The sequence below is a fragment of the Azorhizobium sp. AG788 genome, from assembly GCF_943371865.1.
Lineage (GTDB): Bacteria > Pseudomonadota > Alphaproteobacteria > Rhizobiales > Xanthobacteraceae > Azorhizobium.
The window spans coordinates 1-14,166 of sequence record NZ_CALRWL010000034.1 but is presented as its reverse complement, the minus strand read 5'-3'; the positions used below and the strand labels follow the sequence as shown (position 1 = coordinate 14,166).

11 protein-coding genes are annotated in these 14,166 nt (G+C 67.4%); 1 reads left to right on the top strand and 10 read right to left on the bottom strand.

Going from position 1 to position 14,166, the window contains the following annotated elements:
• Positions 1-55 precede the first annotated feature (55 nt).
• Positions 56-814, bottom strand: coding sequence for an invasion associated locus B family protein (locus AAG816_RS18235; protein WP_341991096.1), 759 nt, complete (start codon positions 812-814; stop codon positions 56-58).
• 411 nt (positions 815-1,225) lie between these two features.
• On the opposite strand from AAG816_RS18235, the gene AAG816_RS18230 reads away from it, so the two are divergent.
• Positions 1,226-2,926: an extracellular solute-binding protein gene (locus tag AAG816_RS18230; protein ID WP_341991095.1), complete on the top strand. Its 1,701-nt coding sequence runs from the start codon at positions 1,226-1,228 to the stop codon at positions 2,924-2,926.
• Between the two features lie 66 nt (positions 2,927-2,992).
• Here the strand turns inward: AAG816_RS18230 and AAG816_RS18225 are convergent, their stop codons facing one another.
• The 9 genes from AAG816_RS18225 to AAG816_RS18185 all read right to left on the bottom strand — a co-directional run.
• Positions 2,993-4,459, bottom strand: a complete 1,467-nt coding sequence (locus AAG816_RS18225; RefSeq protein ID WP_341991094.1) for an EAL domain-containing protein — start codon at positions 4,457-4,459, stop codon at positions 2,993-2,995.
• A gap of 256 nt (positions 4,460-4,715) precedes the next feature.
• The gene (mfd, locus tag AAG816_RS18220) at positions 4,716-8,231 is read right to left on the bottom strand and encodes a transcription-repair coupling factor (protein ID WP_341991093.1); all 3,516 of its coding nucleotides are present in this window, start codon (positions 8,229-8,231) and stop codon (positions 4,716-4,718) included.
• Between the two features lie 104 nt (positions 8,232-8,335).
• Positions 8,336-8,653 (bottom strand): succinate dehydrogenase assembly factor 2, encoded by a 318-nt coding sequence (locus tag AAG816_RS18215; RefSeq protein ID WP_341991092.1) that lies wholly within the window; start codon positions 8,651-8,653, stop codon positions 8,336-8,338.
• Between the two features lie 137 nt (positions 8,654-8,790).
• Positions 8,791-9,558: a 5'/3'-nucleotidase SurE gene (surE, locus tag AAG816_RS18210; protein ID WP_341991091.1), complete on the bottom strand. Its 768-nt coding sequence runs from the start codon at positions 9,556-9,558 to the stop codon at positions 8,791-8,793.
• 506 nt (positions 9,559-10,064) lie between these two features.
• Positions 10,065-11,507 (bottom strand): serine--tRNA ligase, encoded by a 1,443-nt coding sequence (gene serS, locus AAG816_RS18205; protein WP_341991090.1) that lies wholly within the window; start codon positions 11,505-11,507, stop codon positions 10,065-10,067.
• Positions 11,508-11,704: 197 nt separating this feature from the next.
• Positions 11,705-12,505, bottom strand: a complete 801-nt coding sequence (gene tatC / locus AAG816_RS18200; RefSeq protein WP_341991088.1) for a twin-arginine translocase subunit TatC — start codon at positions 12,503-12,505, stop codon at positions 11,705-11,707.
• Between the two features lie 52 nt (positions 12,506-12,557).
• Positions 12,558-13,202 carry a Sec-independent protein translocase protein TatB gene (tatB, locus tag AAG816_RS18195; RefSeq protein WP_341991087.1) on the bottom strand — a complete coding sequence of 215 codons (645 nt, stop codon included), beginning with the start codon at positions 13,200-13,202 and terminating at the stop codon, positions 12,558-12,560.
• Positions 13,203-13,256: 54 nt separating this feature from the next.
• Positions 13,257-13,487 carry a twin-arginine translocase TatA/TatE family subunit gene (locus AAG816_RS18190; RefSeq protein WP_341991086.1) on the bottom strand — a complete coding sequence of 77 codons (231 nt, stop codon included), beginning with the start codon at positions 13,485-13,487 and terminating at the stop codon, positions 13,257-13,259.
• Positions 13,488-13,557: 70 nt separating this feature from the next.
• Positions 13,558-14,166 (bottom strand): ABC transporter ATP-binding protein (locus tag AAG816_RS18185; protein ID WP_341991085.1); only part of this gene is annotated, 609 nt, incomplete at its 5' end.

Sequence of the window (14,166 nt, the reverse complement as noted above, 5' to 3'; positions counted from 1 at the left end):
ACGCAAAACGGCGCGCCAGAGGCGCGCCGTTTTCAGTTCTGGGACCGAGGCTTGATCAGCGCGCCGGGGCGGCCGGGGCGGGAGCCGCAGGGGCCGCGCCGGGAGCAGGCGCGGCGCCGGCAGGCTGGTTGGCTTCCATCTTCTTCTGCGCCAGCTTCTGCAGTTCGTCCGCCAGCTTCTGACGCTCGGCCGCCACCACGTTGGGATCGGACGGCGCGCCGTCATAGGCCTTGGCGAATTCCTTGGTGGGCAGCACGAAATTCAGCGTGCGACCGCCCATCTGCAACGCCTGGATGGTCATGCTCTGCGACTTCTTCAGCTTGGTCACGAACTCCGCGTTCACGTCCATGCCGGCGAAGCAGCCGTTCGGGAAGCAGATCTCATACTTCAGCGCCAGCGGCGGCTGCTGATCGATCACCACCCGGGTGCCGGGCTGGAGCAGCATGCCCACCGGCACGGACACGATGAACTTCTTGTTCGGATCGTCCTTGACCTCGCGGATCGCCGCGGAGGCCAGGGGCTGGCCCGTCTCCGCCGTGAAATCCTGCGTGGTCATGCAGATTTCCTTGTTGGAGGCCGGATCGGAGCCGCACACCTTGGTCCAAGGCGTATTGATGCCCGGCACGGCCACCGACTGCGGCGCCTGCTGCTGCGCGGCGGGCGCCTGCGCGGGCGCGGCGGGCTGCGCCTGGGCGGGCTTGGCGGCGGGCTTCGCCGGTGCTGCGGTCTGGGCCAAAGCCCCGCCCGCGACACCGAGCGTGATCGCGGCGACGGCGAGCGCGCTCACGCGACGCAAAGTGGTGGCTTTTGTCATTCCCGTTTTCCCTGTGGTGCGTGTCGCCAAGCGCAAGGACAGCGGCGACGTGCGAGCCTTCGCCCCTCGTAACGCCCGCTCTGTCGGTGTCAAATGAGGCAAGACCGTGGCCGCTGCTGCGCGCTGCGCACTGGATTCGTGCGTCATGTGCTACCTTGCCCAAGAATACGGCCAGGGCGCGACAGCGTTGCCGAAAACATGGGTGCCATGGGTGAGACAACGCCAGTTTCGGAAGCGCTGATGCCGCCGCGCGCAAATCTTCACCGCCCCGCCGGCCGCAGCGGCGTCCGGGCCGCATGGCAAGTGATTCTCTCCCTTGTTCTGCTGACTTGCGCGACGGTGACCTTGCCGTCTGGAAGCGCGCAGGCCCAGCCTTCTCCTCCGTCCGCCGGGGGCGAGGCCGCCATCGCCATGCACGGCCTGCCCGCGCGGGCGCCGGGCTTCGCCCATTTCGACTATGTGAACCCGAAAGCGCCGCAAGGCGGACGCCTGTCGCAGTCGGTGCTGGGCACCTTCGACAGCCTCAATCCGTTCGTGGTGAAGGGATCGGCGACCCCGTTCGTGCGCGGCTATGTGATCGAGAGCCTGTTGGTGCGGGGCCTGGACGAACCCTTCACCCTCTATGGCCTGCTGGCCAAGACGGTCCGCACCGATGCCGATCGCAGTTTCGTGGAATTCGAGATCGATTCGCGCGCGCGCTTTTCCGACGGCACCCCGGTCACCGCCGACGACGTGCTGTTCTCCTTCACGCTGCTGCGGGAGAAGGGCCGGCCCAACCTGCGACTCTATTATTCCAAGATCGCCGCCGCGACCGTGGACGGCCCGCGCATCCGCTTCACCTTCATCGCGCCGGACCGCGAACTGCCGCTGATCATGGGCCTGATGCCGGTGCTCCCCCGGCACGCGGTGAACGCCGAGACGTTCGAGGAAACCACCCTCACCGCGCCCATCGGCTCCGGCCCGTACCGGGTGGCGCAGGTGGATCCCGGCGCCACCGTCACCCTGGCGCGCAATCCCGATTATTGGGCCCGCGATCTGCCGGTCACCCGCGGGCTCTACAATTTCGCCGAATTGCGCTTCACCTATTTCCGCGACGCCAACACCGAATTCGAGGCCTTCAAGCGCGGTCTGGTGGAGGCCCGGTTCGAGACCGACCCCGGCCGCTGGAAGACCGGCTATGATTTCCCGGCGGTGCGGGCCGGGCTGGTGGTCACCGAAACCATTCCCACCCAATTGCCCAAGCCGCACTATGCCCTGGTGTTCAACACCCGCCGGGCCATGTTCGCCGATGTGCGGGTGCGCCGGGCGATCATCGAGCTGTTCGATTTCGAGTGGCTGAACCAGAATTTCTACCACAACCTCTATCGCCGCACGGCGGGGTTCTTTGATGGCTCCGAGCTATCGAGCCTGGGCCGGGCGATGGACGCGCGCGAGGCCACGCTGCTGGCTCCCTTCCGCGGCGACCTGCGCCCCGACGTGTTGGATGGCACCTATGCCCCGCCGGTCAGCGATGGGTCGGGGCGGGACCGCCTGCGGCTGAGGGCGGCGCTCGACCTGTTCGCGCAGGCCGGCTGGAAACAGAAGGACGGCAAGCTGCGGCAGGTGACCACCGGCACGCCGTTCGCGTTCGAGATCATGGTGGCCACCCGCGAGCAGGAACGCCTCGCCCTGGGCTTTTCCAGCCAGATGCAGCGCGCCGGCCTCACGGTCGCGGTGCGGATGGTGGACGCGGTCCAGTTCGACGCCCGCCGCAACGCCTATGAATTCGACATGGTCCCCTTCACCTGGGTCCAGTCCCTCTCTCCGGGCAATGAGCAGGCGTTCTATTTCGGCTCGCCGGCGGCCGACATGCCCGGCACGCGGAACTATATGGGGGCGAAATCCGCGGCCATCGATGCTGCCATCGCCGCCTTGCTGGAGGCACAGACCCAGGCGGAGGTCGTCTCTTTCGCCCGGGCGCTGGATCGGGCACTGATCTCCGGCGCGTACGGGGTGCCTTTGTTCCACGCGCCCGGCCAATGGCTGGCGCGCTGGACGCGGATCGCGCGGCCGGAGCGGACCTCGCTCTATGGCACCTTGCCGGAGACCTGGTGGCGCGCGCCGGGGCCTTGAAGCCTGCTCCGGTGCGCAGGTGGCATAAGCAGCCTGCACACCAGCAGCGTGGAGGGCCTGCGTCCGCTATTGGGTGCGCAGGCGCAACTGGTCGAGGGTCGCTTCCACCGTCATGGGCCGGAAGAACAGGAAGCCCTGCGCCATGCGGATGCCGATGCGCCGGATGCGGTCCAGCTGCCGCTCGGTCTCGATGCCCTCGGCGATGATGCCGACGCCGAACTCGCGGGCCATGACCACGATGGTATCCACCACGTTGGGTTCGGTGCCGCGCCGCTCCAGCTCCTGAACGAAGCTCTTGTCCACCTTGATGAAATCGATGTCGAGCAGGTTCAGCGACGCCAGATTGGAATAGCCGATGCCGAAATCGTCCAAGGCAAATTGCGCCCCCCGCTCGCGCAGGCGCGAGACCACCTGCTGCACTATCGGCGAGGCATAATCGCCCGCCTCGCGCTCGGTGAGTTCGAACATCACCCGACAGAGGCTGAGCGGATCCGAGCCGAAGGCGTCCAGCGCCGCATCCACCACCCGCAGATCATTCAGCTGGGTCGGGGGCAGATTGATGCCCACATAGAGTTCGCCATGCAGTTCGTTCATGCGGGCAAGGTCGGTGGCCGCCTGTTGCAGCACCCAGCTGGTGGTGTCGTGGATCAGCGCGCTGCGCTCGATCCAGGGAATGAAGGCCGCCGGCTGAAGCAGGCCATGCTTGCCGTGTCTCCAGCGCATGAGCGCTTCCACCCCGAGCCAATCGCCGGTGTCCACTTCCACCGTGGGCAAATAGGTGAGGAAGAACTCGCCCCGGCGCAAAGCGGTGCGCACCTGGCCTTCCACCGACAGGCGGCGGCGCAGCATGGCAATGGGGCCGAACCAGATCAGCGCGCCGAACACGGTGAACAGACCCACCTGGACGGGCAGATCCGCCATCCAGCGCCGGGCCATCCAGCTGGTGGGCGCGGCCACCTCCACTTTCATGGGCCAGGATTGGGAGCGGATCGCCACCGTCGGCAGCGGCCCCTCGGTGGCGACGCCGGGCGCCTTCACATTCACCAGGGAGAGGCGAATGTCTTCGATGGTCAAAGAGAAGGGCGCCAACAGGCAGGCCGGATAGACCCGCGCCTCCGCGGTGACATCCCCCACCGTGTGCAGGATGCGCATGGGCGATCCCAGCTCGGCGCCGCAGCTGGCGGTCTCCGGGAAGCGCTCCGCCGTCCAGTCGCACAACACCGTTCCGCCCGCTGAAATGGCCACGCGGTCCACCGGCACGTTGAGGAGGGAGCTGAAGAGCTGCCGGTCCACTTCGCCGTTGCGGCAGGCCAGGGCACCGCGCTTGGCCGCGTCACTCATGGCGACCGTCGTGGCATCCAGGCCCTTCTCGGACCATTTCAACGCCGCCGTGGCATGGGTGTCCAGGCGCCGCAGGGAGTCGCTCCAGGACCGCTGAAGATCAAAGGCCAGATAGACCGCGAAACAACAGACCAGCGCCAGGACATAGATGGCGGCAAGTTTGCCGGAAAGTTTGTCCCACGACTCTGTCATGCTGGCGCGGCTCTCAATCATTCCATGGCGCCATTCGCTTCCTAGCGGGCGCCTATGCCATGTGGGTATCGCTCACACTAAACAGCGGAGGCACCCAGGTCCATCATCCGCCGGGGCGTGAAACGTGAATTTCATTGTAAATTCAAGGGATAAAGCCGGCGCACCGTACCTCAAATGGGGGATAAAAGAGGTACCAAAGTAGCCCACCCCATTCCACGCGGGTTAAGCCAGCCAAACCTCCCCATACCGCCGCCGGTCAGGCCACCTTGCGTTTCTCCACCAGGCCCGCGAGCTTGCGGAGCACCTGCAAGGTGCCCTTGAGGCGCGCCTCGGCGGTGGGCCAGTCCTTCAGGAACACCACCTTGAAGTCCGGGCGCACCTTGGCCTGGGGGCCTTCCGCATTGATCATCTGCACCAGCCCGGCCGGATCGGCGAACTGGTTCTCGCGGAAGGCGAGCACCACGCCCTTGGGGCCGGCATCCACCTTCTCCACATTGGCCTTGCGGGCCAGGGTCTTGATCTGGGCCAGGCGCAACAGGTGGGTGACCTCCTCCGGCGCGGGGCCGAAGCGGTCCACCAGCTCGGCACCGAAGGAATCCAGGTCCGCATCCTCCACGATGTCGGCGAGGCGGCGATAGAGCGCCAGGCGCACATGCAGGTCGGTGACGTAGTCCTCCGGAATCAGCACCGGCATGCCGATGGTGATGTTGGGCGACCACTTGTCGTCCACATAGTCGGTGATGCCGGCCTTGAGGTGCGCAATCGCCTCCTCCAGCATCTCCTGGTAGAGTTCGTAGCCCACTTCCTTGATGTGGCCGGACTGCTCGTCGCCCAACAGATTGCCGGCGCCGCGGATGTCCAGATCGTGGCTGGCCAGCTGGAAGCCGGCCCCCAATGTCTCCAGCGACTGCAGCACCTTCAGCCGCCGCTCCGCCTGCGTGGTCATGGCCTTGGTGGCCGAGACGGTGAAGATGGCATAGGCCCGTGCCTTGGCGCGCCCCACCCGCCCGCGCAGCTGATAGAGCTGCGACAGGCCGAACATGTCGGCGCGGTGGACGATCAGCGTGTTGGCATTGGGCACGTCCAGCCCGCTCTCGATGATGGTGGTGGAAAGCAGCACGTCATATTGGCCGTCATAGAAGGCCGACATGATGTCTTCCAGGGTGGTGGCCGCCATCTGGCCATTGGCCACCGCCACCTTCACCTCGGGCACCTGCTTCTCCAGGAAGTCGCGCACTTCGGCGAGATCCTCGATGCGCGGCACCACATAGAAGCTCTGGCCGCCGCGATAGCGCTCGCGCAGCAAGGCTTCGCGCACGATCAGCGGATCGAACGGGGTGATGAAGCTGCGCACCGCCAGGCGATCCACCGGCGGCGTGGCGATGAGGGAGAGCTCGCGCACGCCGGTCATGGCCAGTTGCAGGGTGCGGGGAATGGGCGTCGCGGTCAGGGTCAGCACATGCACTTCCGCCCGCAGCGCCTTCAGGCGCTCCTTGTGGGCGACGCCGAAATGCTGCTCCTCGTCGACGATGACGATGCCCAGATCGCGGAACTGGATGGTCTTGCTGAGCAGCGCGTGGGTGCCGACCACGATGTCCACGGTGCCGTCGGCGAGGCCCTTCTTGACCTCGGTGAGTTCCTTGCCGGTGACCATGCGCGAGGCCTGCGCCACCTTGACCGGCAGATCCTTGAAGCGCTCGGCGAAGGTGCGGAAATGCTGCCGCGCCAGCAGCGTGGTGGGCACCACCACCGCCACCTGCTTGCCGGACAGAGCCACGGCGAAGGCCGCGCGCAACGCCACTTCGGTCTTGCCAAAGCCCACGTCGCCGCACACCAGCCGGTCCATGGGATGGCCCGAGGCCAGATCCTCCAGCACCGCCTCGATGGCCGCTTCCTGGTCGTCGGTCTCCTCATAGGGGAAGCGGGCGCGGAACTCGTCATAGAGCCCCATGGCCGGCACCAGTTTGGGCGCATCGGCTAGATGGCGCTGGGCGGCGATCTTCACCAGTTCGCCAGCCATCTCGCGGATGCGCTTCTTCATCCGCGCCTTGCGCACCTGCCAGCCGCCGCTGCCCAGCCGGTCCAGCTGGGCGGTGGTGTCCTCGGAGCCGTAGCGGGTCAGCAGTTCGAGATTTTCCACCGGCAGGAACAATTTGTCCCCGCCCGCATAGTGCAGTTCCAGGCAATCATGGGGCGCGCCCATGGCCTCGATGGCTTTGAGGCCGATGAAGCGGCCGATGCCATGGTCCACATGCACCACCAGATCGCCGGCGGTGAGCGCGGTGAGTTCGGAGATGACGTCCTGCGGCCGGCGCGCCTTGCGCTTGGGCCGCACCAGCCGGTCGCCCAGAATGTCCTGCTCGCCGATGATGGCGAACTCCGGGGTCTCGAAGCCGGTCTCCAGCCCATAGACCGCAAGCGTCGCCTTGTTGCGCGGAATGGCATCGATCAGCGCGAAGCGCGAGACGGTGGTGACGTCCTTCAGCCCGTGATCGGCGAGCACCGTGCCAAGGCGCTCGCGCGAGCCCTCGCTCCAGCCGGCGAGGATCACCTTCTTGCCCTGCCCTTGCAGCGCCCGCACATGGGCCACCGCCAGATCGAACACGTTCACGTCGGGATCGGCCCGCTCGGCGGTGAAGGACTTGCCGTCCACGCCGCCGGCGTCGATCACCTTGCCGGCGCCGCCGTCTGGCACCGCGAACGGGCTGATGCGCACCAGGCTTTGGCCGGCGATGCGCTTGCGCCATTCATCCGCGGTCAGATAGAGCCGCTCCGGCGGCAGGGGCTTGTAGACCGCGCCCGCCGCGCCGTCCGCCAGGGCTTCCTTGCGGGCAGCATAATAATCGCCGATCTGGGTGATGCGCTCGACCGCCACATCCTCCGCCTGCGCCTGCACGGCGAAGGGGGTGCCGGGGAGATAGTCGAACAGCGTGTCCATGCGCTCATGGAACAGCGGCAGCCAATGCTCCATGCCCGCATGGCGGCGGCCTTCGCTCACCGCCTCATATAGGGTGTCGCCCTTGGTGTTGGCGCCGAACTCCGCCAGATAGGCCATGCGGAAGCGCTTCATGGTCTCGGTGGTGAGCTGGAACTCGGCCATGGGCACCAGTTCCAGCGCCTTCAGGCTGCCGGAGGAGCGCTGGGTCTCCGGATCGAACGCGCGGATGCTCTCCAGCGTATCGCCGAAGAAATCCAGCCGGATCGGCGCGTCGAATCCCGGCGGATAGAGATCGATCAGGCCGCCGCGCACCGCATATTCGCCGGTGTCGCGCACGGTGGGGGTGCGCAGATAGCCATTGCGCTCGGCCCATTCCGCCACCCCTTCCAGGGCAATGGCATTGCCCGCTGCCGCCGAGAGCGACTGCACCGCCAGCAGCGCCTTGGATGGCACCCGCTGCACGGTGGCATTCACCGTGGTCAGCAGCACGCTGGGGCCGCCGCCCTTCACCCGCGCCAGACGGGCGAGCGTCGCCATGCGCCGGGCGACGATGGCCGCATTGGGCGAGGCCCGGTCATAGGGCAGGCAATCCCAGGACGGGAAGGTATGCACCTCCAGCTCCGGCGCGAAGAAGGCCAGTCCCCGCTCCAGCGCCGCCAGCCGCCGCCCATCCCGGCACACCACCGCCAGACTGGGCCAGGGCGCATCCTTGCGGGCGGCCGCGCTGCGGGCCAGATCCGCCACCACCAGGCCTTCCATGCCGTCGGGCACGCGGGCCAGGGTCAGGGGCCGGCCCGGGGTCAGGTCTTCGGCAAGGGAACGGGGACGCTTCACGGGGGGCTTCCATCAGATGGCCGCGGCGATCAACGGACGCGCGGCAGGCAGGCGGGAGGGCGCCGGCCCGCTGGCCGACACCGAGGGGCGATGGCCGATCCGGCTCAGGCGTTGCGCAGCGGGCTTTCGTCCGGGATCGAACCGCCGGACAAATGCCAGTCCCGCAGCTTGCGGAAGATGGGCGTGTCCACCGCGGCAGGGGTCGGCAGCGAGCCGCTGATCCAGGCGAACAGGTCGGGATCTTCCACCTCGATCAGGATTTCGAACGCGGCCACTTCGTCCTCGGTGAGGCCCTCGATCTGGGCATCGGCGAACCGGCCCATGAGCAGGTCCATCTCTCGCGTGCCCCGGTGCCAGGCGCGAAACAGGATGCGGCGGCGGCGCACGTCCAGGCCGGCGCTCGACTTCACGGTTCCCGTCATGGGGCAGACCCTCCTCGCCGATGAGACAACAAACGCAAATGCGGCCGGGCTGCGAAGCCCGTCCGTTGGCGCTGCTTATAGGAGCAAAGCGCGGCGCGCGAAAGCGCGGCATCCTGCCGTGCGGCGGCGGGAAACGCTCAGCCTGCGTCGAACACCTGGGCAAGGCGGGTCATGGTGGGCTCATCGGTCTGGTCCACCCGCAGCGGCGTCACAGAGATGCGACCCTCGTCCAGCGCCCGCAGGTCCGAGCCCGGCACGGTCTCGCTTTTCCGGCGCTCGAAGGCGATCCAGAAATAGTCATTGCCGCGGCCATCCTTGCGCGGCTCGATGCGCATGAGGCGCTGGTCGCGCTTGCCCTGGGCGGCGACCGCGATCCCCGCCACGCCCTCCGGCGGGCGGTCGGGGAAGTTCACATTGATGAGAATGCCGGCGGCGATGCCCTCGTTCAGCAAGGTGCGGATCACCTTGGGGCCATGGGCCTCGGCGGTGGCATAAGAGGGATTGTCGCGGGTGGTGGGGCCGAACGCCTGCGACAGCGCCACCGAGGGAATGCCTAGGATGGTGCCCTCGATGGCTCCGGCCACCGTGCCGGAATAGCTCACGTCCTCTGCGATGTTCTGGCCGCGATTGACGCCGGACAGCACCAGATCCGGCGGCTGGTCCACCAGGAGATGGCGCACGGCCATGATGACGCAATCGGTGGGCGTGCCCTTCACCGCGAACCGCCGCTCCGACACCTGCCGCAACCGCAGCGGATCGCTGAGCGACAGCGAATGGGCGACGCCGGACTGGTCGGTCTCGGGCGCCACCACCCACACGTCATCGGACAGAGCGGCGGCGATGCGGGCGCAGGCATCGAGGCCCGGCGCGTGGATGCCGTCGTCATTGGTGACCAGGATGCGCATGGGGCTGCCTCTCCGTATGCACACCCGCCGCGCCCTCCAGCGGGGCCGGCGCGGGCGCGCGATCGCAGGGGCTGCTTAGCCCCTGTCCCGCCGGACTGCAACGCGGGTGCGCGATGGGGCGCCGTGGGGCGCGAGCGCGGGCGCGCCGATCCAGCGATGTGTGCCCAACGCTCCCGACCGCATGACTTAGCCCTGGCTCAACCGCATCGGCCAGCCGCATCAGTCAGCCGGTCAACCGCATATGCACCTCCCCCCAAGCTGACGCGGGCTCCTCCCCCCTTGCGGGGGAGGTCAGGGAGGGGGGTGAAACGGCCTCCGAAGAGAGGGCTGCATGTGGCGGGCGGGAGCGGAAGGATGCCGCGCAGGGCCGCGACCTCAGGAGGGGAGGACGCGCACCATCGGGACGCGTTTCACCCCCCTCCCCAGCCCTCCCCCGCAAGGGGGGAGGGAGCGCGGTGCGCGAGTGGATGACGCCCGGTCGGCGGTTGGATGGCCCGCCCCTGGGATTACTTCGCCTTTTCGATCACCGTGACGCCGCCCATGTAAGGCCGCAGCACGTCGGGGACGATCACCGAGCCGTCGGCTTGCTGATAGTTCTCCAGCACCGCCACCAGCGCCCGGCCCACGGCGACGCCGGAGCCGTTGAGCGTGTGGACGAAGCGCGGGCCTTTCCCCTCGGTGGGGCGGTAGCGGGCGTTCATGCGCCGGGCCTGAAAATCGCCACACACCGAGCAGGAGGAAATCTCCCGATAGGCATTCTGCCCCGGCAGCCAGACCTCGATGTCATAGGTCTTCTGCGAGGCGAAGCCCATGTCGCCGGTGCACAGCGTCACCACCCGATAATGCAGGTCCAGCTTCTGCAGCACCGCCTCGGCGCAGGCCAGCATGCGGTCATGCTCGGCCAGCGACTGTTCCGGGGTGGTGATGGAGACCAGTTCCACCTTGGTGAACTGATGCTGCCGGATCATGCCGCGGGTATCGCGCCCGGCCGACCCCGCCTCGGCGCGGAAGCAGGGCGTGCAGGCGGTGAAGCGCAGGGGCAGTTCATCCTCCGTGAGGATGGATTCGCGGACCAGATTGGTCAGCGGCACTTCGGCGGTGGGGATGAGCCAGAGACGCGAAAATTCAAACCATTTCGCAATCTGCGCTGCATTATCGCCGATCAGATCAGGCATTCCCTCTGGGGCCCTAGGATGACGTTCCTGGGACGCGGCTAGATTGGTAAGCACCTGATGGACAGTGAGGCCATCTACAACTGCAAATTGATCATCCCGAAACTTCGGCAACTGCGCCGTGCCGAACATGGCCGCATCCCGCACCAACAAAGGCGGGTTGACCTCGGTGTAGCCACCGATGCCGCCTTCCGCCGCTGCCGTATGCACGTCCAGGAAGAACTGCCCCAGCGCCCGCTCCAGCCGCGCCAGGGGGCCCTTGTTGACCACGAACCGCGCGCCGGAGAGCTTCGAAGCGGTCTCGAAGTCCATCAGGCCGAGGCCCTCGCCCACTTCGAAATGCTGCTTGGGCTCGAAATCATAGCTGCGCTTGGTGCCGACGAGCTTCAGCTCCACATTGTCGTGCTCGTCCTTGCCGTCCGGCACCACGTCCAGCGGGGCGTTGGGGATGGCGGCGAGCACCTTGTCCAGTTCCGCCTCGGTGGCATTGGCGGTCTGCTCCAAGGCCGGCACTTCCACCTTGAGGCGGCCGACCTCCTCCATGAGGGCGGCGGCGCGGGCCTCATCCTTGGCGGCCTTGGCCTGGCCGACTTCCTTGGAGGCGGCGTTGCGGCGGGCCAGCAGGCCCTCCAGCTTGGTCAGGGTTTCGCGGCGGGTCTCATCCAGGGAGCGGATGCGCGCCAGCAGCACGGCGCGCTCTTCGGCGGGCATGTTGCGGCGTTCGAGGGCGCGATCCAGGCCCTCGGGCGTCTCGCGAATCCACTTGATGTCATGCATGAAACCGGCTCCGCCGCGCGATGGCGAACGCCGCTTCCCGCACCTTCGTCATGCCCGGGCTGGTCCCGGGCATCCACGCCGCGCCGCACATGCGCGGCAGCCGGTCCGTGGATGGCCGGGTCACGCCCGGCCATGACGACCGCGTGAGGCCGCCGTTCGCAAAATGAAAACCCTGGAACGATGCGTCCCGCGATGCGTCAGGAGCTGGACGATGCCGCGTCCCGTGCGGCTTCTTCCGCTGCCCGGCGCTTTTCCACGATCTGCACCAGATAGACGGAGATTTCGTAGAGAAGCAGCGTCGGGATCGCAAGGGAGAGCTGGCTGACCACGTCCGGCGGGGTCAGCACCGCCGCCAGCACGAACACGCCGACGATGGCGTAACGCCGCGCCTTGCGCAGCTGCGCCGAGGTGATGATGCCGATGCGCCCCAGCAAGGTCAGGATCACCGGCATCTGGAAGCAGATGCCGAAGGCCAGGATCAAAGTGGTGATGAGCGAGAGATATTCGGAAACCCGCGGCAGCAGCGAGATTTCCGCCCGGCCGTCGCCGCCCACCTGCTGCATGTTCAGGAAGTAGGTCATGGCCAGCGGCATGGCGACGAAATAGACGAACGCCGCGCCGATCAGGAAGCAGATCGGGGTCGCCACCAGATAGGGCAGGAACGCATTCTTCTCGTGCTTGTAGAGGCCCGGCGCCACGAACATGTAGACCTGGGACGCCACCACGGGGAATGACAGGAAGGCGGCGCCGAACATGCCCAGCTTGATCTGGGTGAACAGGAATTCCTGCGGCGCGGTGTAGATGAGCTTTATCCCGCCGGAAAAGCCCGAGGCGAACTCATAGGGCCACAGCAGGACGTTGTAGATCTGCTTCGCCAAAGTGAAGCAGAGGAAGAAGGCGATCAGGAAGGCGATCACCGACTTGATCAGTCGCGAGCGCAATTCGATCAGATGCTCGATGAGGGGCGCCTTCGAGGCGTCGATATCCTCCTCGCTCATGTGCGGTCCATCATCTGCGGTTCAACCAGCTCGCCAATTGCACGGGCACTGCTCACGCCGCGCCGCCAGAAGCCGTGCGCGGCGCGGTCGCGAGGGGGTTCTGCGACAGATCGGGGCCGGTGTCGAGTAGGGGTTCGGCGGCCGGTCCCGGAAGCGGCACCAGCGGCTCGGTCGGAAGCGCGGCGCGCTCCACCGCCGGAGTGGGGGCCGCCGCCAGCGGCGCAACGGCGGCGGATGCCACCGCCGCCCCGCCGGTGGCCTTGGCCACCGAGCCGGCGATCTCGTCGCGCATGCTGCGATAGGGATCATAGACCTCCGCCGGCGGCGGCGGGTCCAGATGGATGGGGGTTTCCGGCGGCAAAGCGGCGTCGGTGGGCGACTTGGTGCCGCCCTCCACCGCCGTGCGGATATCCTCGCGGATGGAGCGCAAAGGATCGAACGACTCGGTGCCGGGGAAGGATTTCGTCACCGAATCCTTCACGCCACCGACGATGTTGCCGATGTCGGTGCGGATCTCCGACAGCTCCGCCTCGCGCAACGCCTCGTTGAACTGGCCCTGAAACTCGCCGGCCATGCGGCGCAGTTTCGTGACCGTCTTGCCGACCGTGCGCAGCACGGAAGGCAACTCCTTCGGCCCGATGACGATCAGCGCCACGATGCCGATCAGCATGAACTCAGACCAGCCGATATCGAACATGACCGCTCACTGCCTGCGGCGGAACCGCGGCCCTCTTTCGCGCGACGCGGACCGTCAGACGGCCTTTTTCTCGGTTTCCGGGGCGGGGCTTGCCTGGTGCGGCAGGGGACGCGGCGGCTCGGATGCCTTGGGCGCGGGGACGTCGTCGTCCTCGGCCATGCCCTTCTTGAAGGACTTGATGCCCTTCGCCACGTCGCCCATCAGGTCGGAGATCTTGCCCCGACCGAACAGCAGGAGCACCACCGCGAGCACAATGATCCAGTGCCAGATGCTCAACGAACCCATGCTTTACCCTCCGCGAGGATCTTGTGTCCAAGGGGCCGGATTCCCGATCCCCCATGATTGAGGCGCGAGACTAGGACCCGGACGCGGCGAAAACAAGGACTTCTGCCGGGTCCACGTCGATGCCCACCTCGGTTCCGCGCGCCAGATCCCCGCCGGGCCGCACGCGCGCCACGAGCGGGCGCTCCAGGCCCTCGATGATCACTTCCAGGAGATCGACCTCGCCCAGGAAGCGCCGATCGATCACCCGGCCCTGCACCCGCCCGGTGCCGCGGGTGAATCCCAGCCCCTGCGGCCGGATCGCCACCACTGCCGCGCCATCCCCCAGTCCCGCCGGGGCGGCGAAGGCACCCAGCGGGGTGGAGACCTGCCCGCCCGACACGATGCCGCGCACCTCGTTCAGCTCGCAGAAGAAGCGGGCCACGCCAATGTCGCGTGGGGCGCGATAGAGCACCTCCGGCGCGGCCAGTTGCACCAGTTCGCCCTCGCGCAGCAAGGCGATGCGGTCGGCGAGGCGCATGGCCTCCTCGGGGTCGTGGGTGACGATGATGCAGGTGGCGCGGGCATCGCGCAGCACCGCCAGCGTGTCCGCCCGCACCTGGTCGCGCAAGCGCCGGTCGAGGCCGGAAAACGGCTCGTCCAGCAGCAGGATGCCGGGGCGCGGCGCCAGCGCGCGGGCCAG